The sequence below is a fragment of the Bradyrhizobium huanghuaihaiense genome (genome assembly GCF_025200885.1).
In the GTDB taxonomy this organism is placed as follows: Bacteria; Pseudomonadota; Alphaproteobacteria; order Rhizobiales; family Xanthobacteraceae; genus Bradyrhizobium; species Bradyrhizobium huanghuaihaiense.
This window is the reverse complement of sequence record NZ_CP104172.1, coordinates 3,141,189-3,161,783: the sequence shown is the minus strand read 5'-3', so window position 1 is coordinate 3,161,783 and position 20,595 is coordinate 3,141,189. Positions and strand designations below refer to the sequence as shown.

Below are 20,595 nucleotides of genomic sequence, written 5' to 3'. Positions count from 1 at the left end.
GGGTGAAGGGTGCAAGCGCAAACTGCGGCGCGGCGCCGCTTTAGCGCCTCGACGCAATTTGCGGGACGATCGAAGAGCGAGCCGCGCCTCAGGTCGCGACCGCTTTCCTGATCCAGACCTTGTTATCGTGGAACGCGGCCCCGCCGATCGGCGCGATCGTGTCCGCACCCGTCAGCATGTTGATGCCACGGCCGCCAATATGGTTCTTGTTGGGGTGAACGGACTCCGCGATCAAGACGCCACGTCGCACGCCCTCGAACAGCGTTGCGACCAGCGTTGTCTCGCCGCGGCCGTTGCCGAGCGTCACGGCGTCACCGTCGGCAATGTCGAGCGCGGCCGCATCCAGCGGATGGATCATCACGCTCGCTTTGCCCTCGCGCGCCTGCGAGGACGGCGTCTCGTTGAAGGTGGTGTTGAGAAAGCTGCGCGAGGGGCTGGTGGCGAGCCGGAACGGATGGGCCTGGTCGGCATGCTCGATCACCGCCCAATGGTCCGGCAGATCAGGCATCTTGTCGAAATCGCCCATCGTCACGCCGAACGGCGGGTGCGCCCAATCCGCCCTGAAGTGGAATTTCTTGTCGGCATGGGCGAAGCCGTCGAGGAAATGCGAGGTGCGGAAGTCCGGCTGCAGGTCGCGCCAGAGGTCAGCCTCGAGGCCGGCGATGTCGCCGTGGTTGCTCAGCTTCAGCGTCGCATCGATCAGTTCGCGCGGCGTCATCTCGAAGCCCGGGTGGCTGGCGCCAAGCCGCGGCGCCAGCGCCCGCAGGACCTCATGATTGGAGCGGCATTCGCCGGGCGGGTCGATCAGCTTCGGCCCGACCGAGATGTGCTGGTGACCGCCGCCGTAATAGAGGTCGTCGTGCTCCATGAACATTGTCGCCGGCAGCACGATGTCGGCCATCTGCGCCGTCTCGGTCATGAACTGCTCGTGCACCGCCACGAATAGATCCTCGCGCGCAAAGCCCTGACGCACGAGCGCCTGCTCCGGCGCCACCGTCATCGGGTTGGTGTTCTGGATCAGCATCGCCTTGACCGGCCCCTTGCCGCGCAGGGCCTCAGCGTCGCCGGTGAGGATGCGGCCGATCTTGGACTGGTCGAGCGCGCGGACGCTGTGGTCGATCGCGTCGTGGCCCTCGATGATGGATTCGTTGAAGTGCCACAGCGCATAATTGTTGAAGAATGCGCCGCCGCCCTCGTACTGCCAGGCGCCGGTCACCGCCGGAATGCAATTCGCCGCGTGCATCTGCACGGCGCCATTGCGGCTGCGCGTAAAGCCGTAGCCATAGCGGAAGAAGGTCCGCTTGGTCTCGCCGACCGCCTTGGCGAACGCCTCGATCTCCGCGACCGGCACGCCGCAAATCGCAGACGCCCATTCCGGGGTGCGCGTCTTCAGGTGCGCCTCGAGCTCGGCGGGGCAATCCGTATACTTGTCCATGTAGGCCCGGTCGGCATAGCCGTCGCGGAACAGGACATGCATGACGCCGCAGGCGAACGCGCCGTCGGTGCCCGGACGCAGGATGATCTTGATGTCAGCCTGCTTCATGGTCTCGTTGTCGTAGATGTCGACCGCCGCGATCTTCGCACCGCGCTCCTTTCGGGCACGCGAGGCGTGCGTCATCACGTTGACCTGGGTGTTGACGGGATTGGTGCCCCAGATCACGACGAGGTCTGACAGCGCCATCTCGCGCGGATCGACGCCGGCGATCTTGCCGGTGCCGATCGCAAAGCCGATGCGCCCGACATTGGCGCAGATCGTCTGGTAGAAGCGCGAATATTTCTTCACATGGGTGAGGCGATTGAGCCCGTCCCGCATCACCAGCCCCATCGTGCCGGCATAGTAATAAGGCCAGATCGATTCCGCGCCGAAATCGCGCTCCGCCTGGTTGAAGCGCTCCGCGATCTCGTCCAGCGCCTCGTTCCATGTGATGCGCGCGAACTGACCCGAGCCCTTCGGCCCAATGCGGCGCATCGGGAATGTCACCCTCTCCGGGTGATGGATGCGCTCGGCGTAGCGGGCGACCTTGGCGCAGACGACGCCGGCCGTATAGGTCTGCTTTTTCGAACCGCGGACGCGGCCGATGCTGCGGCCCTCGACCACCTCGACATCGAGGGCGCAGGCCGAGGGGCAATCGTGCGGACAGGTCGAATGGCGGATTTCGATCTTGGCGTGCTGGTTCATGTCTCAGTTCGTAACACCAAAATACCTGTCGGCCGAGGGCATTTATCCGGCAGTGCCCATGCGATTTGCTCAAACCGCACGCGCCGGCGGTTCCTGCCGCAACCGCGAAATGCGACCCAAATCACACCGAATCCCCTCGGATATTCCCGGCCGGATCGACTTTGTGAGGCGTCGACAGTCCGCATTCCCTGCCGCTACAGTGCCGGCCAACAAAAACGACATCAGGGAGGTGGGCATGACAGCCCGAAGCTTCATGCTTGCGCTGGCCGCCGGCCTGCTCGGCGCATTCGCCGCATCCTCCACATTGGCACAGGACTATCCCACGCACGCGGTGCGGATCGTCGTCCCCTTCGGGGCCGGCGGGCCGGCCGATGTCGCTGCCCGGCTGATCGGCAACGTGCTCCAGGAGAGCTTTGGCCAGCCTTTCGTGATCGAGAACCGCACCGGCGCGGGCGGCGTCATCGGCACGGTCGAAGCTGCGAAGTCGCCGGCCGACGGCTACACGCTGCTGATGATGTCCAACACCCAGACCGCGAATGAATCGCTGCTGACGCCGGACAAGCGCAAATACGAGCTGATGCGCGACCTCGCGCCGATCGCGCCGGTCAACTATTCCGATCTCGTCATCGTGGTGAACCCGCAAGTCCCGGTGAAGACGCTTGCCGACTTCATCGCGCTCGCCAAATCGCAGCCGGGAAAGCTGAACTATGCCTCCTCCGGCCAGGGCACGCCGTATCACATGGCCGGTGAGCTGTTCAAAGCGATGGCCGGCATCGACGTCGTCCATGTCCCCTACCGCAATAGCGGCGAAGCTCGCAGCGGCGTGATCGGCGGACAAGTGCAGATGATGATCGACGCCGTGCCGGCGATGGCGCCGAACATTGCCGAAAACCAAGTTCGCCCGCTCGCCACCACCGGCAAGCAGCGCTCCACGGTGCTGTCGAACGTGCCGACCGCTGGCGAGGCCGGTGTAGTAGGCTACGAGGCCACGATCTGGCTGGGCCTGATGGCGCCGGCCGGCACGCCGAAGCCTGTCATCGACAAGCTCAATGCCGCCGTCAACGCAATGGTGAAGCGGCCCGACATCGTAAAACTCTGGACCGAGCAAGGTGCCGTCCCCATGTCAATGACACCGCAGGAATTCGAGAAATTCCTGCGCGGCGACATCGAGAAATGGGCCGATGTCGTCAAGAAGTTCGACAAGTCCTGAGGCTGCCCCGCTCATGCCCACGCTTCAATTCCGGCTCAACGGCGCAGCGATCGCCGTGGATGCCGATCCAGACCAGATGCTGCTCGACGTGCTGCGCAACCGGCTCGGCATCACCGGAGCGCATTTTGGCTGCGGCGCCGGCGAGTGCGGCGCCTGTCATGTCATGGTCGACGGCCGCGCGATCGCCTCCTGCGACATGCCGATGTGGTCGGTCGCGGACAAGGATGTCGTCACGGTGGAAGGCCTCGGGACAGTGGAGCAGCCGCATCCGCTGCAACGCGCCTTCATCGTCGAACAGGCGATGCAATGCGGCTATTGCGTCTCGGGGATCCTGATCAGCGCAGCGGCGCTGCTGAAACGCAATCCGTCGCCGACCGAGGCTGAAGTGAGAGAGGCGCTCGATCGCAACCTGTGCCGCTGCGGATCGCATAACCGCATGGTCCGCGCGGTGTTGCGCGCGGCCTCGGAGATGGCCGCATCATGACCTCCCCTGCCCCGAAACTGCCGGTCAGCCTGGTGGCCAATCCAAGGCTGTCGTCCTGGGTGAAATTCACCGGTGACGGCCGTGTGGCGATCTCGCCGGGCAAGGTCGAGATCGGCCAGGGCATCGTCACGGCGCTGGCGCAGATCGCAGCGGACGAGCTCGACGTCGATATCTCCAAGGTCGAGATGATGCGTGCCTCGACGGCAGCCAGCCCAAACGAAGGCGTCACGTCAGGCAGCCTGTCGATCCAGCAATCCGGTCGCGCGCTCCGACACGTCTGTGCCGAGGTGCGCCAGCGTTTCCTGCTTGCAGCTTCCGAGCGTCTCGGTGTCGATGAGGCATTACTCGATGTCGATGACGGCACGATCTCGGGTCCGGGCAATGTCAGGACCAGTTATTGGGAGCTGGCCGGTGATGTTTCGCTCGACCACGACGCCACCCCAGGCGCGACAGCGAAGCTCGCCACGAGGCGCGCCGTCGCCGGGCATTCCGTCCGGCGCGTGGACATTCCCGACAAGGTGTTCGCCCAGCCCCGCTTCATCCATGACCGGGCATTGCCTGGTTTGCTGCACGGACGCGTGCTGCGGCCGGACATCTCGGGCGCCAGGCTGATCGCGCTGGACGAAACAGCCGCATGCGCGAACCCCGGCCTCGTCGCGATCGTCCGCGACGGCGGCTTTGCCGGCGTCGTCGCTGAAAGTGAGGCAGCGGCGGATGCCGCATTGAAAGTCCTGCGCAAAGGCGCGACATGGTCCGCGGGCGAGCCCCTGCCCGACGAAGATGATCTGGCGGGATTCCTGAAAAGCCAGCCGGTCGAGACCACCGTCATCGACACCACGACAGCGACCTCGCCGAAGCAAGCCGTGCGCACGCTCCGGCGGCAATACATCCGTCCCTACATCGCACATGCCTCGATCGCACCCTCCTGCGCCATGGCGCAATGGGACGGCGATCGTGTCCACGTCTGGACGCACAGCCAGGGCGTCTATCTGCTGCGCGCCGATCTCGCCATCGTGCTCAAGGTGCCGGCCGAGAACATCGTGGTCGAGCACATGGAGGGCGCCGGCTGCTACGGACACAACGCGGCCGACGATGTCGCGCTCGATGCCGTACTGCTGGCGAGAGCGGCCGGCGGCCGACCGGTCCGGGTGCAATGGTCGCGCCACGACGAGATGTCCCATGCGCCGTTTGGTGCGGCGATGGCCATCGAGATCGAGGCCGATCTCGATGCGGACCATGAGATCGTCGGCTGGCGTCACGCGATCTGGAGCAACGGCCACGCCGCAAGGCCAGGGCGTGCGGCGCAGCCCGCGCTGCTCGCGGCAACCGAGATCGCAAATCCCTATCCGCGCATGATCTCGACCAATCCGCCCGCAGCCAATGGCGGCGGTGGCGACCGCAACTCCGTTCCACTCTATGAGCTCTCGGCCTGGACGATCGCGAGCCACCGGCTGCTGACGATGCCGGTACGTACCTCGGCGCTGCGGACGCTGGGCGGACAAGGCAATGTCTTCGCCATCGAGTCTTTGCTCGATGAGATCGCCGCGCTGGGCGGCGAGGACCCCGTCGCATTCCGCCTGCGCCATCTCCGTGACGAGCGGGCGCGCGACGTCATCCGCGCCGCAGCCCGACGCGCGCAATGGAAACCTCAGAAGCAGGCCGGCATCGGTCACGGCGTCGGCTTTGCCTGCTATAAGAACACTGGCGCCTATTGCGCCGCAATTGCAGAGATCGAAGGTACCGACGACATCCGCGTGAAGCGGCTGACTCTTGCGGTCGACGTCGGCGAAGCCATCAATCCAGACGGCGTCGTCAACCAGATCGAGGGCGGTGCGATCCAGGCGACGAGCTGGGTGCTGAAGGAGCGCGTTCGTTTCGACCGGTCGCGTATCACCTCGACCTCGTGGACGGACTATCCGATCCTGACATTCAGCGAGGTGCCGGCGGTGGATGTCGAGATCATCCAGCGGCCGGAGATCGAGCCGGTCGGCGCCGGCGAAGCCGCGCACGGCCCGGTGACGGCGGCGATCGCGAATGCCGTGTTCGATTGCCTCGGCGTGCGCGTGCGCGACCTGCCGATCACGCGCGACAGGATCATTGCAGCCATGGAGCTTGCATCGTGACGACAGTGAACATCTTGAGCGGCGGCGCGGCGCAAGGCCTGGTGCGCGGCCTCGCCGAGGCCTTCAAGGCTGAGACCGGCTGTAGCATTGACGGCGAGTTCGGCGCCGTTGGTATCATGGCCGACAAGCTGCGCGCGGGTACGCCGGCCGATCTCGTGATCCTGACGCAGACCCTGCTTGCGAAGCTTGCCGAGGAGAAGCTCGTTACCCCCGCCTCGATCGCGGATGTCGGCCGGGTGGAGACCGCGCTGGCGGTCCGCAGCCGCGACCCCAGGGTGACGGTGAAGACCGAATCCGATTTGCGAGACGCGCTGCGTTCCGCAGACGCCATCTACGTCCCGGACACGAAGGCGTCGACCGCGGGACAGCACGTCGCAAAGGTGCTGGATCAGCTCGGCATCGCCTACGAGGTGGCATCGCGCCTCAAGATTTTTCCCAACGGTGCGACGGCGATGCGGGAGCTTGCAACTTCAACTGCGCAAAGACCGATCGGATGCACGCAGGCCACCGAGATCATCGCGACCGACGGGATCGCGCTGTCGGGGGCGCTTCCGCCGGGCTGCGAGCTGGTGACGATGTACACGGCCGGCGTGACCGCGCGGGCCGCACATCCGAAAGAAGCAGCCACGCTGGTCGCGTTGCTGACTGGCGCAAACCGGAAAGACTTGCGCCAGCGCATGGGCTTTGCCGGCTAGATGCGGCTGGCCGTCCTATTTGTGCAACTGGGTGAGACCGGTCGGCGGACCATCGACCGCGGTCCAGCCGCCGTCAACGAACAACGTGCTGCCGCTGACATAGCTCGCGGCGTCCGAGGCGAGATAAGCCACGGCGGTGGCGACCTCGTCCGCACTGCTCCAGCGGTTGAACACAGTGTGGCCGGCGTAAAGATTGTAGATGTCGGGACGCTGCTTGAATGGGCCGGTCAGCGCGGTCTCGGCGATGCTCGGCGCAATCGCGTTGACGCGCACGCCGGCATGGCCGACCTCGGAGGCAAAGCCCTTCACCAAGAGGCCGATCGCCGCCTTGGTGGAGCCGTAGACGCCAAGGCCGGGCTCGATGGTCACCGCGCGCACCGAGGAGCAGGCGATGATGCTCCCGCCCTTCTGCGCGACCATGATGCGGCCGAAGGCCTGGAAGAACCAGACCGTGCCCTTGACGTTGAGGTTGAGGACGCGGTCGAGATCCTCCTCGGTGTAGTCGAGGATGGTTTTGCGGATGTTGAGCCCGGGCGTCGTCACGGCGATGTCGAGCCGTGGGAACTTTTGCATCACGGTTTTCGCCAGTGCGTTGACGTCCGCAGCGCTCGCGGCATCGCAGCTGGCTGCTTCCGCCCACCCGCCCTTCTCGCGAATGCCGGCCGCGGTCGCTTCCGCAGCGTCAAGCGCGCGATCGGCGCAGACGACGCGGGCTCCTAACCCGGCCAGCGCCTCGGCCGACGATTTGCCGATCCCCGAGGCGGCACCGAGCACCACGGCCGTCTTGCCGGTGAGATCGAAGAGCTTGCGATAGTCAGTCACGGACGGATTCTCCCTGTGTTGCTGCTATCCCTTGTAGCCCATCAACAGGCGGGGCAGCCACAGCGAGAACGCGGGGACGTAGGTCACGAACATCAGAGCTGCGATCAGGGCAGCATAGAACGGCAGGATGGTGCGCATCACCGCGCCGACCGAGATGCCGCCGATGGCGCAGCCGACGAACTGCGTCGTTCCGACCGGCGGGGTGTTCAGTCCGAGCGCGCAGTTGATCAGCATCAGCATTCCGAACTGCACCGGGTCCATGCCGGCTTTCATCGCGATCGGCAGGAAGATCGGGGTGCAGATCAGGATGGTCGCCGCCATGTCCATGAACGTGCCGAGCACGAACAGGATGATGTTGATGAGCAGGAAGATCATCCAGGGCTGCGAGGACACCTTGCTCATGAGGTCGCCGGCGAAATCGGCCACCTCGTAGAGACCCATCAGGTACTGGAACATGGTGGAGACGCCGATCAGCAGCAGCACCACGCCCGTCGTCTTCACCGCCTTGGCCGCGGCCCGCAGGAAGTTCTGCAGGGTCATGGTGCGGTAGATGAAGAAAGTCAGCAGGATCGTGTAGGTGACCGCAACGGCTGCGGATTCGGTGGCCGTGAAGACGCCAGACAGGATGCCCGCCAGGATGATGCCGACGATCAGCAGGCCGGGCAGCGCGGCCGCGAGCGAGCGGAATACCTCGGCCCAACCCGGAAACTTGCCGGCCGGATAGCCGCGCTTCACCGCGACGGCGTAGGCAGCGACCAGCATGCAGACCATCAGCACCAGCGCCGGCAAGAGACCGGCGGCGATCAGCGCGCCGATCGAGACCTTGCCGCCGGCGGCCAGCGCATAGATGATCATGTTGTGGCTGGTCGGCATCAAGGCGCCGACCAGCGAAGCATGGGTGGTGACGTTGACGGCGTAGTCGGTGTCGAACCCTTCCTTTTTCATCATCGGGATCATCACCGCGCCCATCGCCGACACGTCGGCCACGGGCGAGCCGGAGACGCCGCCGAACAGCGTGCAGGCGACCACGTTCGACATGCCGAGGCCGCCGCGGATGTGGCCGACGAGATTCTTGGCGAGCTTCACGATCTTGTCGGCGACGCCGCCATGAAGCATCAGCTCACCGCTGAAGACGAAGAACGGGATGGCCAGGAACGAGAAGATGTTCATCCCCGACATCATCTGCTGGAAGATGACGGCGACCGGCAGGCCTTCGTAGAGGATGGTGCAGATCGCCGAGAGGCCGATCGCGAAGGCGACCGGAACGCCGAGGATCAGGAAGCCGAAGAAAGTGGCGCCGAGGATGATCAGTTCCATGAGGGGACGACCTCTTCGCCGCGCAGGAGAGCAATGATGTGCTCGATGGAAAAGGAGACGATCAGGACGCCGGAGGCAATCAGCGGCACGTAGCGGATCACTTCAGGCAAGCCGAGATTGGGGATTTTCACGGTGCCGACCGATGCCCCGAGAACCCAGCCGTTATAGGCCATCGCAATGCCGAATACGGCCACCAGAATGTGGATCACGATCTCGATCTTCTCGCGCACATGATCCGGAAGCATGACCAGCAGACTGTCCATGCCGATGTGGCCGGCATCGCGGACGCCGACGGCGGCACCGATGAGTGTGACGTACAGGATCAGGACCAGCGCCAGATTCTCGGTCCAGGTCGGGCTGGAATTGAGCACGTAACGCCCGAACACCTGGTAGAACACGATGGTGACGATGACGAGCAGACCGGTCACCGACAGATACATGCCGAGGCGCGCGATGGGTGCATTGATCCGCGAGAGCAGGCCGGTGGACGGCCGTCCGGCGACCGCCTCCTGCTCGTGATCTGCAACGTGTGGGTCTGTCATCCCGCGCCTCCCTCGCGAGGGTCCGGGGTCACCTCGCGGCGACGCCGGACCCGATCCGCCGTGCCTTACTTCGTGTCCTGGATACGCTTGACGAGGCCCTGCAGCTTCTCGTCGCCAGCGAACTTCTGGTACACCGGCTTCATCGCGTCGACGAACTCCTGCTTGTTGGCGATCGTGACGACCTGAACGCCGGCCGCCTCGACGGTCTTGCGGGAGGCCTGCTCGCGCTCGTCCCAGAGCTTGCGCATGACCGGCACCGATTCCTTGGCTGCCTTGCGGACCATCGCCTGATCCTCCTTGCTCAGCGTGTCCCAGACCTTTTTGGACATCACGAGAACTTCGGGGGCGAGCGAGTGCTCGGTGACGTTGTAGAACTTGGCCGCCTCGAAATGACGCGAGGATTCGTAGGAGGGCCAGTTGTTCTCGGCGGCGTCCACGAGGCCGGTCTTGAGCGCGGTGTAGACCTCGCCATAGGGCATGGGCGTCGGGTTGGCGCCGAGGCTCTGGATCATGCCGACCCAGAGATCGGATTGCTGGACGCGGATCTTCAGGCCCTTGAGGTCGGCGAGCGACTTGACCGGAGCCTTGACGGTGTAGATGGACCGGGCGCCGCTGTCGTAATAGGCAAGGCCGACCAGGCCCGCGGGCTCCATGGCCGCCAGGATCTCGTCACCGATCGGCCCGTCAAGGACCGTGCGCATATGCTGCGTGTCGCGGAAGACAAAGGGCAGGCACAGCGCGATGGTTTCGGGCACGAAGTTGTTGAGCGGCGATGCGTTGATCCGCATCATGTCGAGCGCGCCGATCTTGAGCTGCTCGATGGTGTCCTTTTCCGAGCCCAGGGCGCCGTTGGGAAACACCTTCACGCCGAGCTTGCCGCCGCTCGCCGTCGCGAGCTGCTTGCCCATGAACTTGACGGCCTCGACGGTCGGGTAGTCGGCCGGATGGATGTCAGCGGAGCGGAAATCGCGGGCGGTCGCCAAGGGCGCCGAGACCGCCAGCACGGCGGCTGCGATGATACCGGTAAGTGTCTTCATCTGGGCTTCCTCCTGAGGTGATTATGTCGTTGTCGGGCAGGCTGCGGGCCGTCTTGGGTCGCTCCACTTCAGGCGTGAAGTCAAGCGCCAATCTCGTCCCTAGGGCGGGCGGCATTCTCTGTCCAAGCCAAATCCAGCATCGATCAATGCAAGAGTTGCATCGATCGATTTCTGGCGCAATTCGCACTATGGTGGGCATGGCGGGCTGGCTCGACGTCGCCGGAGCGTGACTTGACGCCTCCAATGGAGGCCCCTCAAGATGTCCCAAACACCGGACTGTCGCGAGGGAATGCCTATGCCGCGGAAGCTGATCGATATTTCCGTGCCGCTCCGAAACGACGTGACGTCCGATCCGCCCGGTAATCACCCGACCATCAACTATATCGATCACCAGCAGGGCTTGCCGCGCATGCTGCAGTTCTTCGACGGCCTCAAGGCGGAAGACCTGCCGGATGGCCAGGGCTGGGCCGTGGAGCAGGTGTCGCTGTCGACCCACAACGGCACGCATCTCGACGCGCCCTGGCACTTCCATCCGACCATGAATCACGGCGAGCGGTCATGGACCATCGACGAGGTGCCGCTGGAGTGGTGCTTTCAGCCCGGCGTGAAGCTCGACTTCCGGCATCTGCCTGACGGCTATGTCGTGACTGCCGGCGATGTCGAGGCGGAGCTCAAGCGCATCGGGCATACGCTCTCGCCGCTCGAGATCGTGGTCGTCAACACCAGCGCCGGCGCCAAATTCGGCCAGGCCAGTTACGTCAACTCCGGTTGCGGCATGGGCTATGAAGCCACCATGTATCTGCTCGAACGCGGCGTGCGGCTGACCGGCACCGATGGCTGGAGCTGGGACGCGCCGTTCGTCTTCACCGCGAAGAAATATGCCGAAACCAAAGACGCCGGCCTGATCTGGGAAGGCCACAAGGCGGGACGCCACATCGGCTATTGCCATCTCGAAAAGCTGCACAATCTCGATCAATTGCCTTCCACCGGATTCACGGTCTCGTGCTTCCCGGTGAAGATCGAACGCGCCTCCGCGGGCTGGACCCGCGCGGTCGCCATCATCGACAACTAGACGCGACGCATCATTCGCCGTCGAGGCCGCTCTCGGCGAGCTCACGTAGCGCATCGATGTCGAGCACCACGATGGCACCATGCTCGAGACGAACCCATCCGCGACCGGCCCAGGCGCGCAATTGCTTGTTGATGCTCTCGCGTGTCATCCCCACCATCTCACTGATCTCCTGTTGGGTGATGGCGAGCGTGCCGCTGCCGGAGTCGAGCTTGCGCTCCTCGGTGAGGCCGAGCAGCGCGCTTGCCAGCCGCCCCGGCAGATTTTGCAGGATCACCTGCTCGACCTGCTGGCTGGTCCAGCGCAGGCGCGCGCAGAGCAGCTCGATGAACTTCATCGCCAGCGCTGGTTGACTCTTCACGAACGGCAGGAAGTCGCGGCGGTCGATGATGTAAAGCTCGCAATTGGTGTTGGCGGTCGCATCCGCCGATCGCGGCGCACCGTCGAGAACCGCGATCTCGCCAAAAATCTCGCCGGGGCCGATGAGATTGAGAATGGCATTCCGCCCGTCGGGCGATGAGGAGGATATCTTCACCGTTCCGGTGATCACCGCGAACAGGTTGTTGCCGGGATCGCCCTTGGCGGCGATCGTCGCACCGCGCTTCACGGTGGTGTGCTTGGCGTAGCGGCAGAGTTGATCGAGCGCGTCCGGCTCCAGATCCGCGAAGATCGGGTGCTTGCGCAGGACCGATAATTTGTTGCCCGCCGATTGTCGGGGGTCGCCGGTCTTGTCCTGAGGCACGCCGCTGGGCTCCTAAGGCTGCGAGGCACTGGAGTTCCTGCGTAGTGAGTGTTGTCCGGCTTTTCAACCGGAAAGCACGCCCACGGTTTGAGGCAAATGCGGCGAAAATGCCTCCGCCCGGCTTGAAGCCCGCATCCGAAGGATGCGCCAATGCACCCCCGCCGATGCAGAGTTGCAGGCCCCGCAGGTCATTGTTGTGTTGAGGCGCTGCCGAGCGGCCAACAGCCGACTGCGCTCGAGTGGGCGGCTAGCACATTACTAGCACATTAGACCGGGATCCACGATCGAGAGCTTCAACGCCTGGAATCGAGGTCGATCCGGCCTGCGCTGGTTTGCCGATCCGCCCACGCCAGAGCTGCGGCGAAAGTGACGAAGATCGCCACGACGACCATGGTCATCAGCAACGCGTCTGTGGGCATCATGCTCCTCCCGGATTGTTTGAGGGCATTATTTGCGACCGGTCCTCGGCGTCATTGATCGGGATCAAAAATTCGGGAGCGTTGCGGAAGTCTCTCAGGCTGCGGCGAGGGCCTCGACTCGCGCCGGGTCGAGCAGGCTGATCCCGCCGTGAATGATCTCGATCGCGCCGTGGCGTTCCAGCTTGGTGAAGGTGCGGCTGACGGTTTCGATGGTCAGGCCGAGATAGTCGGCGATGTCCTGGCGGCTCATCGGAAGCGGAACCGTGTCGGACGACGCCTTGAGTGCCAACAGCCGTTCGCGCCAGCCAAGCAGGAAGGCGGCAAGCTTCTCGTCCGCCGAGCGGCGGCCGAGCAGGACCATATGGTCGCGCGCCTGGCCCAACTCGCGAATGGCCAGCTCGTTGATCCGCCTGAGCAGCTGCGGACGGTCCTCGATGAAACGGCCGAAGGGCGCTTTTGCGAACTGGCAGACGGTCACCGCGCCGATTGCATCGGCCGAAAAATTGTGACGGCCGGAGAGATTCATCCCAAGGAAATCGCCGGGCAATGCGAAACCCACGATCTGCCGCCTGCCGTCGGGCAGCAGCTTGTACAGCCGCATGACGCCCTCGATGACGTTGTAGAACGAGGTCGTGATGTCCTCCTCGGAGAACACGGTCTCGCCCGGGGAAAAATGGACACGGCGTCCGAGATGCTCGAACTCCCTGAGCTCGGCCGGATCCAGCGACGAACAGACCGCCGATGCGCGTACGGCACAATCGCTGCAGAAATGCCCGTTCGGCTCAATCGTGATCACGGAAGGCTTCATCCACCGCTCCTAGCGTGGGTCCAGCTCCGCCCCCCGGCCGAGTCCGCCACGCGGCTGCATTTTACTGCAGCGCCACAAACGCGATTGACCCAGATCAATTTTGACCTCCCTCCCCCCTCTCTTCTGCGCCGAGAGTTCGACGGGATCCCACCTTCCATGCTCCAGCACGCGCTCCGCCAGGCCCTGATTGGCCTCTTTCTGATCACGCCTGCGCTCGCGGCTCCCACCGCCGAACAACGCGGCAAGGCCTTTGCACGGACCAATTGCGCGCGCTGCCACGCGATCGACCGCGTCTCCGAGAGCCCGCTCAAGATTGCCCCACCGCTGCGCACTCTGCATCGGCGCTATCCGATCGAGACGCTTGGCGAGGCGCTGGCCGAAGGCATCTACACCGGCCACGCCGACATGCCCGCCTTCGAGCTCAGTCCGGACCAGATCCACGATCTGCTGTCCTACCTGAAGACGCTGGAATAGCCGACCTCAGACCGCCTGTACGGTCCAGCCGATCAGCTCCTTGGCGATGCGGGCGAAAGCTGCGTCGAACGCCGCAACGGCAGCCGCCGGCTCGACCTTGTCGAGCTTCTCGCTGGCCTCGACGAGGCGTGACGCGACCACCTTGCCGTTCTTGTCGACGATCCGCGCCGACAGGGCGATCTCGACCCTTGTCTCGCCCTCCGTGGCAATCCGGAAGCGCCTGATGTCGATGAGAAGCTGGTAGTCCGCCTGGCCAAGGTCGGTGGTGCGCAAGGGCGCGTGGGCGATGTCGTAATTTTCAAAGCTGTCGATCAGCCGCGCCTGGACCAGCTTCGGGATGCTGTCGGCCCACAGGAAATCGGCAAAGCCCGGGTTGTCGCCTACGGGAGAGAACAGCATGCGCTGGGTCTGGAGCATTGCGACCGCGGTCGGCTCGGGAATGGCCAGCGACGAGGAGAACGTCTTGCCGGCGGGACCAAGGTTCTGCGGCGCGCGCAGGTCGTAGGTGATCTTCTGTGCCGGCGTCCCGCCGCCGGTCATCTTCTCGAGGCCCGCCAAAATGCCGTCGATCTTGCCGGTGTTGCGCGCGAGCCCGTCGGAGAATGTCTTGAGATTGGCGATGGTGTCCTTCAGCGGACCGGAATTGTCCTCCAGCACGGTGTCGACCCGCCGCAGCGCATCCCGCGCGGCCTGCGTCATGCTCTGGCCGGCGCCCGCCTCGGCAATCAGGGTCAGGGGCTCGCCGGATTTGGCGACGATCATGCCGCCCTCCAGCGTCACCACGGGCACGCCGGTGAGCCCCTGGAAATCGAGCCCGACCCTGGTGTCGGCGCGCACGGGCGTCGCCGAAGCAACGGAGACCGTCGCGTTGACGAAGCGCGGATTATCCGGCGCCAGCCCGAGCTGGGTCACCTCGCCAACGCGGATGCCGTTGAACAGCACACCGGCGCCGACCAAGAGACCCGGCACCGGTCCCTGGAATTGCACGTGATAGTTCGTACGCGGTCCGATGCCGCCGGTGTTGTTCAGCCAATAGACGAAGCCGAACACCGCGATAATCGCGGCCAGCACGAAGCTGCCGATCAGCACGTAGGGAGCGCGGGTTTCCATGTCTCATCTCATCTCGTGTTGCAGCATCTGCGAGCGCTTGCCGTGGAAATAGGCGCGCACCCAGGGATGCTCGGATTGCAGCAGTTCGCGCATCGGCCCGATCGCGACGATCTTGCCGTCGGCGAGCGCGGCGACGCGGTCGCAGACCGTGGTGAGGCTGGCAAGATCGTGGGTGACCATGAACACGGTCAGCCCCAGGGTCCTTTGCAGGGTCCTGATCAGCGCGTCGAAATCGCCGGCGGCGATCGGATCGAGGCCGGACGTCGGCTCGTCGAGGAACAGGATCGGCGGATCGAGCGCGAGCGCGCGCGCCAGCGCCACGCGCTTGGTCATGCCGCCCGAGAGCTCCGCCGGATATTTGTCGGCATCCTGCGCCCGCAATCCGACCATCTCGAGCTTGGCGATCGCGATCTCGTCCATCAGCTCCTGCGACAGGACGAGATTTTCGCGCAGCGGAAACTGGACGTTCTGGCGGACGGTCAGCGAGGAGAACAGCGCGCCCTGCTGGAACAGGATGCCCCAGGCCGTGGCCGCACCCTGCGTGCGGCCACCGATCGGCTGTCCCATGACCTCGATGGTACCGCTCCGGCGCGGGATCAGGCCGATGATGGTCCGCATCAGCACCGACTTGCCGCCGCCGGACGCGCCCACCAACCCGAGGATCTCGCCCCGTCGCACATCGAGCGACAGATGGTCGAGCACGGTCTGGCGGCCGAAACCGACCACGAGGTCGCGAACCCGGATCGCAAACTCTTCCTGCTGTTCGCTCATCGTTACATTCCGATCGAGGCAAAAAAGATCGCGAACAGGCCGTCGAGCACGATCACCAGGAAGATCGACTTCACCACCGACGTCGTCGTCTGCCGTCCGAGCGACTCGGCGCTGCCCTTGACGCGCAAACCCTCGCTGCAGGCAACGATTCCGATCACCAGCGCCATGAACGGCGCCTTCAGGATGCCGACCTCGAAATGGGTGACGGAAATGGCCTCATGCAGCCGTGCGATGTAGATCGCCGGCCCCATGTCGCCATAGAACTGCGCGACGAGGCCGCCGCCATAAAGCGCCGCAATCGATCCGATGAAGGCGAGGATCGGCAGCGCGATGACCAGAGCCGCGACGCGAGGCAGGATCAGGACGTCGACGGGATCGAGCCCCATGGTCGAGAGAGCATCGATCTCCTCGCGCATCTTCATCGAGCCAAGCTCGGCGGTATAGGCGCTTCCCGAACGCCCCGCGACCATGATGGCGACGATCAACACGCCAAGCTCGCGCAGCACCAGGATGCCAACCATGTCAACGGTGTAGGACTCCGCGCCGAACCTGCGGAAATGGAAGAACCCCTGCTGGGCGATGATGGCGCCGATCAGGAACGTGATCAGAACGACGATGGGGATTGCCTGCCAGCCGATGCGGTAGAGCTGATAGACCAGCGACGTCAGCCGCAGCGTACGCGGCCGGCGCAGCACGCCGATCACGGCCATGAACAAGGCGCCAAGCATTTGCAGGAAGATCGTGATGTCTTCGCGCGCACCGACCGTGGCTTTGCCGAGATCACCGAGCCTGAGCAGGACCGGATTTGGCACCGCTGCAGACGCCGGCGTATGGCGGTTGACCTGACGCACCTCGTCCATGAGACCGCTGAAATGGTCGGCGACACCGACGAATTCCGCCGATCTGCCGGATGAAGCGGCTCTGCGCGACAGTTTTTCCAGAACCCAGGCGCCGAGCGTATCCAGCGCGCTGATGCCAGACATGTCCAAGGTCACAACTCTCGACCGATCGACCTCGGCTCCGACCGAGCGGGACAGCGTTTCGAGCGTCGTCACATTCGCTGCGGTCCAGGGCCCTTCCGGGCGCAATTTCAGCGCATCGCCAGAGGGCGTTGCCAGCAACAGCGGTTCGGAGTTCACGCTTCCACCTCATCGGGACAACTGGTCCCCATTCAGCCGCCAGTTCTAGGCCAGCGTGTGGCGGCCGGTTTGACCTGTCTCAAGTGCAGGACCTGCCCACGTCTTGACGCAGGTCAAGCGCGGTCGTGCCGGCGGGCCCTAGGGTTCGCTTCATTCAATGGAGACATCAAATCCATGTTCGACAGCGACAGGATGAGCGAAGAACTGCGTTCGTTGAAAGTGGACGTCACGCGCCTCTTGAGCACCGCCGGCGAGGAGATGTTCGACAGTTCGAAGGAACGGGCCGACGCTTTGGCCAACCAGATCAAGGCCGCGCTGGCCGAACTCGGTGAAACCGTCAGCGACGAGCAGGAGCAGCTTCAAGGCCTCATTGCGGAGCGCCCGATGACGTCGCTCGCCTCCGCTTTCGCGCTCGGCGTGGTCGTCGGCTTCATGCTGAGGAGACACTAGGTGAATAGCGAGAATGTCGTCAAACATCTGCGCCTCTTGTGGCGTACCGACCGGATCATCGCGGACATCAGGCTGCGCCACCTCCTGATGGGCCTCGGCCTGCGCGCCTTTGCGGCGCTGATCGCGGCGTTCGGGCTCCTGATGCTGGAGCTGTCGGCCTATTTTGCGCTGGTCCAGATCTGGAGCGCCATTGCCGCGGCCGCCATTCTCGGCGCCGTCAATTTTGCCATCGCCACGGTCCTGTTCGTCATCGCCGGCCGCGCTCCGTCCGGCCGCGACATCGAACTCGCCAATGAGATTCACGGCGCATCCATCGAGGCCCTTCAGCTCGAGGCACGCGCGCTTCAGGCTCAGGTGTCGGGCGCGGTGCATCATCCGCTGAGCACGATCGTGCCGGTGCTGGTGCCCCTGATCGCGATTATCGTCAAGTCTTTGCGAACTACTGCCAAGACATCTGCCGCCTCAAATTCGGCCGAAGCGCCTTCCTAGCGGGCGCGCTCAGAGCTCCAGCCGGACATCACAGATATCGGGCTCGGTCGGATCAGGCTTGACCTCGAAACCGAGCTGCCGGCACATCTCGAGCATCACGGTGTTCTCCTGAAGCACGTCGCCCGAGATCGCCTTCAGCCCTTCCGACCTCGCGTAGCTGATGATCAGCTGCATCAGGGCCCATCCGAGCCCCCTGCCCTTGAGATCGGACCGCAGCAGGATCGCGTATTCGCCGCTCTCGTAGATCGAGTCCGAATGGAGCCGGACGACGCCGACCATCTCGCCGGTCGCCTCGTCGAACGCGATGAAGGCCATGGCGCGGGCATAGTCGAGCTGGGTCAGCCGCGCGATGAATTCATGGGTGAACTCCTTCATCGGCGCGAAGAAGCGCAGGCGAAGGTCGTGCGGCGTCACGTGACGCAGGAACTCATGGATGGTCGGCTCGTCCTCGGGACGCAATGGCCGCACGAAGATCCGCCAACCGTCCTTGAGCTCGAGGCGGCGCTCCCACTGCGACGGATAGGCGCGAACGGCGAAATTGGCGGGACCGGAGCCCGCGAATTTCCGCTGCGACGGCCCCACCGCGACACGGGCGTCAACCGCCGTCACGCCGGTCTCATCCGCGAGCAGCGGGTTGATGTCGAACTCGCGAATCTCCGGAATATCGGCCGCCATCTGCGCAAGCTTGACCAGCACCATGGCGACGGCGTCCTGCTTGACGGCAGGCACGTCCCGATAGGCGCGCAGCAGCCGCGAGACCCGCGTGCGGTCGATCAGATCGCGGGCGAGTTGCAGATCGAGCGGCGGCAGCGCCAGCGCCTTGTCATTGATGATCTCCACCGCCGTCCCGCCCCGACCGAAGACCACGACGGTGCCGAAGGTGGGATCGTCGGCAAGACCGAGGATCAGCTCGCGCGCCTTCGCCTTGACGACCATCGCCTGGACGATGACGCCGCCGATGCGAGCCTCGGGCCGCAGCTTCCTGGCCCGGGCAAGAATATCGGTCGCGGCCGCGCGCACCGCCTCCGGCGTCGTCAGATTGAGCACGACGCCGCCGACATCGGATTTGTGCACGATGTCGCGCGACATGATCTTCAGCACAACGGTCCCGCCTTGGGCAAATATCTCGTTCGCGCAGACCACCGCCTGCTCGACATCACCGGCGGCATAGGTCGGCACCATCGCGATGTCGTAGGCTTCGAGCAGGTGCTTGATCTCGACAGGCTCGAGCCATTTGCGGCCGTCGGCAATCGCAGCGGCGACGATCTGGCGGGCCGCGCGAGCATCAGGCACAAATGTATCAGGCATGGCGGGAGGAACCTGGCTCAGCTCCTCGACCACTTCGCGATGCCGGACCAGATGCATGAAACCGCGCACCGCATCGTCCTCGGTCGGGTAGTTCGGCATGCCGGCATCGGACAGCGCCTGAACGATCTTCTGGTCGGCTCCAACCCAGGCGGCCAGGACGGGCTTCGACCATCGGCCATGCTGCTTGCGATATTTGCCGACGAGCTCCGTCACGGTCGTCGCGATGTCGGCAGCCGAGGCGATCGCTGTCTGCACATTGAGGACGAGAACTGCGTCATTGTCGGTGTCGGCCAACAGCGCCTCGAGTGCAGCCGCGTAGCGCGATGCATCGGCATCGCCGACGATGTCGACGGGATTTCCGCCGGACCAGGTCGACGGCAGCACGTCGTCGAGTCTCTTGCGGGCGTCCGCCGAGATCGACGCCGGAATCCCGCCAAGCTCGACCAACCGGTCGACGGCGAGGACGCCGATGCCGCCGCCATTGGTGAGGATGGCCAGCCGCTTTCCGGTCGGCGATTCGACGCGGCCGAGCGTCTCGGCGCAGTCGAACAGCTCGCGCAGATCGGAGACCCGCAAGACACCCGCGCGGCGGAACGCCGCGTCATAGACCGCGTCGGCGCCCGCAAGCGCGCCCGTGTGTGTCGCGGCCGCCTTCGCTCCTTGCGCCATGCGGCCGGACTTCACCACGACGACCGGCTTGACGCGCGCCGCGGCGCGGGCCGCCGACATGAATTTGCGCGCGTCCTTGATCGACTCGATATAGAGCAGGATCGCGCGGGTCTTGTGATCCATCGCGAAATAGTCGAGCAGGTCGGCAATGTCGACGTCGATCTGATCGCCGATCGAGACGATGCCGGAGAAGCCGACGCCGCGCTGGGCGGCCCAATCAACCATGCCGGCGGCAATCGCACCGGATTGCGAAATCAGCGCGAGATTTCCTGCGCCCGGCATGTGCGCGGCAAAACTGGCATTGAGGCTCACTTCCGGCATCATGATGCCGAGGCAGTTCGGCCCGATCAGCCGCATGCCGTATTTGCGGGCTGCGGCGATTGCGGCGTCCTGCAGCGATCCCGGCCCATGGCCCAATCCAGCCGAGACGATCAGCGCGCCCGCCGAGCCGCGCCGCCCGGCCTGGTCGATGATGCCGGGAACCTCGCGCGCCGGCGCGGTGATGACCACCAGTTCGGGCACGAACTCCAGCCTGTCCAGGCTCTTGACCGAGGCAACGCCGGCGATCTCCGCATGGCGCGGATTCACCAGGCCAAACTGTCCCATGAACTCGGCCTTGCGAATGTTTTCCAGCACGGCGCGTCCCACGGAGACAGGACGGGCGCTCGCTCCGACGAGCGCGACTGATCGCGGCGACAGCAGGTTCTTCAGGCGATAGGTGGACATTAAAGCAAATGC

20 protein-coding genes are annotated in these 20,595 nt (G+C 64.7%); 8 read left to right on the top strand and 12 right to left on the bottom strand.

Features of this window, described 5'->3' with window-relative positions; translation table 11 throughout:
* Window positions 1-88: 88 nt before the first annotated feature.
* Window positions 89-2,179: a molybdopterin oxidoreductase family protein gene (locus tag N2603_RS14955; RefSeq protein WP_260389407.1), complete on the bottom strand. Its 2,091-nt coding sequence runs from the start codon at window positions 2,177-2,179 to the stop codon at window positions 89-91.
* A gap of 235 nt (window positions 2,180-2,414) precedes the next feature.
* Here N2603_RS14955 and N2603_RS14950 point away from each other — a divergent pair, with 235 nt between their 5' ends.
* Genes N2603_RS14950 through N2603_RS14935 form a run of 4 tightly spaced genes read left to right on the top strand, consistent with a single transcriptional unit; the run spans window position 2,415 to window position 6,691 of the window.
* On the top strand, window positions 2,415-3,389 hold the full coding sequence (locus N2603_RS14950; protein ID WP_260389406.1) for a tripartite tricarboxylate transporter substrate binding protein: 975 nt from the start codon (window positions 2,415-2,417) through the stop codon (window positions 3,387-3,389).
* A 13-nt stretch (window positions 3,390-3,402) separates the two neighbouring features.
* The gene (locus tag N2603_RS14945; RefSeq protein ID WP_260389405.1) at window positions 3,403-3,873 is read left to right on the top strand and encodes a (2Fe-2S)-binding protein; all 471 of its coding nucleotides are present in this window, start codon (window positions 3,403-3,405) and stop codon (window positions 3,871-3,873) included.
* Window positions 3,870-5,996: a xanthine dehydrogenase family protein molybdopterin-binding subunit gene (locus tag N2603_RS14940; protein ID WP_260389404.1), complete on the top strand. Its 2,127-nt coding sequence runs from the start codon at window positions 3,870-3,872 to the stop codon at window positions 5,994-5,996. Before N2603_RS14945 ends, N2603_RS14940 begins: the two co-directional genes overlap by 4 nt.
* Window positions 5,993-6,691 carry a molybdate ABC transporter substrate-binding protein gene (locus tag N2603_RS14935; protein ID WP_260389403.1) on the top strand — a complete coding sequence of 233 codons (699 nt, stop codon included), beginning with the start codon at window positions 5,993-5,995 and terminating at the stop codon, window positions 6,689-6,691. The genes N2603_RS14940 and N2603_RS14935 overlap by 4 nt, the downstream gene beginning before the upstream one ends.
* A 15-nt stretch (window positions 6,692-6,706) precedes the next feature.
* Here N2603_RS14935 and N2603_RS14930 read toward each other — a convergent pair whose 3' ends face one another.
* From N2603_RS14930 to N2603_RS14915, 4 genes are all read right to left on the bottom strand, one after another.
* Window positions 6,707-7,513, bottom strand: coding sequence for an SDR family NAD(P)-dependent oxidoreductase (locus N2603_RS14930; RefSeq protein ID WP_260389402.1), 807 nt, complete (start codon window positions 7,511-7,513; stop codon window positions 6,707-6,709).
* Window positions 7,514-7,537: 24 nt separating this feature from the next.
* The gene (locus N2603_RS14925) at window positions 7,538-8,830 is read right to left on the bottom strand and encodes a TRAP transporter large permease (protein ID WP_018643164.1); all 1,293 of its coding nucleotides are present in this window, start codon (window positions 8,828-8,830) and stop codon (window positions 7,538-7,540) included.
* Window positions 8,821-9,372, bottom strand: coding sequence for a TRAP transporter small permease (locus tag N2603_RS14920; protein WP_260389401.1), 552 nt, complete (start codon window positions 9,370-9,372; stop codon window positions 8,821-8,823). Before N2603_RS14920 ends, N2603_RS14925 begins: the two co-directional genes overlap by 10 nt.
* A gap of 65 nt (window positions 9,373-9,437) precedes the next feature.
* Window positions 9,438-10,409, bottom strand: coding sequence for a TRAP transporter substrate-binding protein (locus tag N2603_RS14915; RefSeq protein WP_018643162.1), 972 nt, complete (start codon window positions 10,407-10,409; stop codon window positions 9,438-9,440).
* Between the two features lie 295 nt (window positions 10,410-10,704).
* Here N2603_RS14915 and N2603_RS14910 point away from each other — a divergent pair, with 295 nt between their 5' ends.
* Entirely contained in the window at window positions 10,705-11,481 is a 777-nt protein-coding gene (locus tag N2603_RS14910; RefSeq protein ID WP_260389400.1) for a cyclase family protein, read from the top strand.
* Window positions 11,482-11,491: 10 nt separating this feature from the next.
* On the opposite strand, the gene N2603_RS14905 is transcribed toward N2603_RS14910, so the two are convergent.
* From N2603_RS14905 to N2603_RS14895, 3 genes are all read right to left on the bottom strand, one after another.
* On the bottom strand, window positions 11,492-12,220 hold the full coding sequence (locus tag N2603_RS14905) for a Crp/Fnr family transcriptional regulator (RefSeq protein ID WP_018643161.1): 729 nt from the start codon (window positions 12,218-12,220) through the stop codon (window positions 11,492-11,494).
* A gap of 293 nt (window positions 12,221-12,513) precedes the next feature.
* The gene (locus N2603_RS14900) at window positions 12,514-12,639 is read right to left on the bottom strand and encodes a hypothetical protein (RefSeq protein WP_260389399.1); all 126 of its coding nucleotides are present in this window, start codon (window positions 12,637-12,639) and stop codon (window positions 12,514-12,516) included.
* A gap of 94 nt (window positions 12,640-12,733) precedes the next feature.
* Window positions 12,734-13,447, bottom strand: coding sequence for a Crp/Fnr family transcriptional regulator (locus tag N2603_RS14895; RefSeq protein WP_260389398.1), 714 nt, complete (start codon window positions 13,445-13,447; stop codon window positions 12,734-12,736).
* 156 nt (window positions 13,448-13,603) lie between these two features.
* Here N2603_RS14895 and N2603_RS14890 point away from each other — a divergent pair, with 156 nt between their 5' ends.
* A complete protein-coding gene (locus tag N2603_RS14890) occupies window positions 13,604-13,921 on the top strand; it encodes a c-type cytochrome (RefSeq protein WP_260389397.1) in 318 nt (105 codons plus the stop codon).
* 6 nt (window positions 13,922-13,927) lie between these two features.
* On the opposite strand, the gene N2603_RS14885 is transcribed toward N2603_RS14890, so the two are convergent.
* The 3 genes from N2603_RS14885 to N2603_RS14875 are packed head-to-tail and all read right to left on the bottom strand — an operon-like array spanning window position 13,928 to window position 16,941.
* Entirely contained in the window at window positions 13,928-15,031 is a 1,104-nt protein-coding gene (locus N2603_RS14885; RefSeq protein ID WP_260389396.1) for an ABC-type transport auxiliary lipoprotein family protein, read from the bottom strand.
* Between the two features lie 3 nt (window positions 15,032-15,034).
* Window positions 15,035-15,802, bottom strand: coding sequence for an ABC transporter ATP-binding protein (locus tag N2603_RS14880; RefSeq protein ID WP_026312020.1), 768 nt, complete (start codon window positions 15,800-15,802; stop codon window positions 15,035-15,037).
* 2 nt (window positions 15,803-15,804) lie between these two features.
* Window positions 15,805-16,941, bottom strand: coding sequence for an ABC transporter permease (locus N2603_RS14875; RefSeq protein ID WP_260389395.1), 1,137 nt, complete (start codon window positions 16,939-16,941; stop codon window positions 15,805-15,807).
* A 174-nt stretch (window positions 16,942-17,115) separates the two neighbouring features.
* On the opposite strand from N2603_RS14875, the gene N2603_RS14870 reads away from it, so the two are divergent.
* Both N2603_RS14870 and N2603_RS14865 read left to right on the top strand, forming a co-directional pair.
* Window positions 17,116-17,391, top strand: a complete 276-nt coding sequence (locus tag N2603_RS14870; protein WP_260389394.1) for a hypothetical protein — start codon at window positions 17,116-17,118, stop codon at window positions 17,389-17,391.
* Complete coding sequence (locus tag N2603_RS14865) at window positions 17,392-17,880, top strand: phage holin family protein (RefSeq protein ID WP_260389393.1); 489 nt, start codon at window positions 17,392-17,394, stop codon at window positions 17,878-17,880.
* Between the two features lie 9 nt (window positions 17,881-17,889).
* On the opposite strand, the gene N2603_RS14860 is transcribed toward N2603_RS14865, so the two are convergent.
* A complete protein-coding gene (locus tag N2603_RS14860) occupies window positions 17,890-20,583 on the bottom strand; it encodes a bifunctional acetate--CoA ligase family protein/GNAT family N-acetyltransferase (RefSeq protein ID WP_260389392.1) in 2,694 nt (897 codons plus the stop codon).
* Window positions 20,584-20,595: the final 12 nt, after the last annotated feature.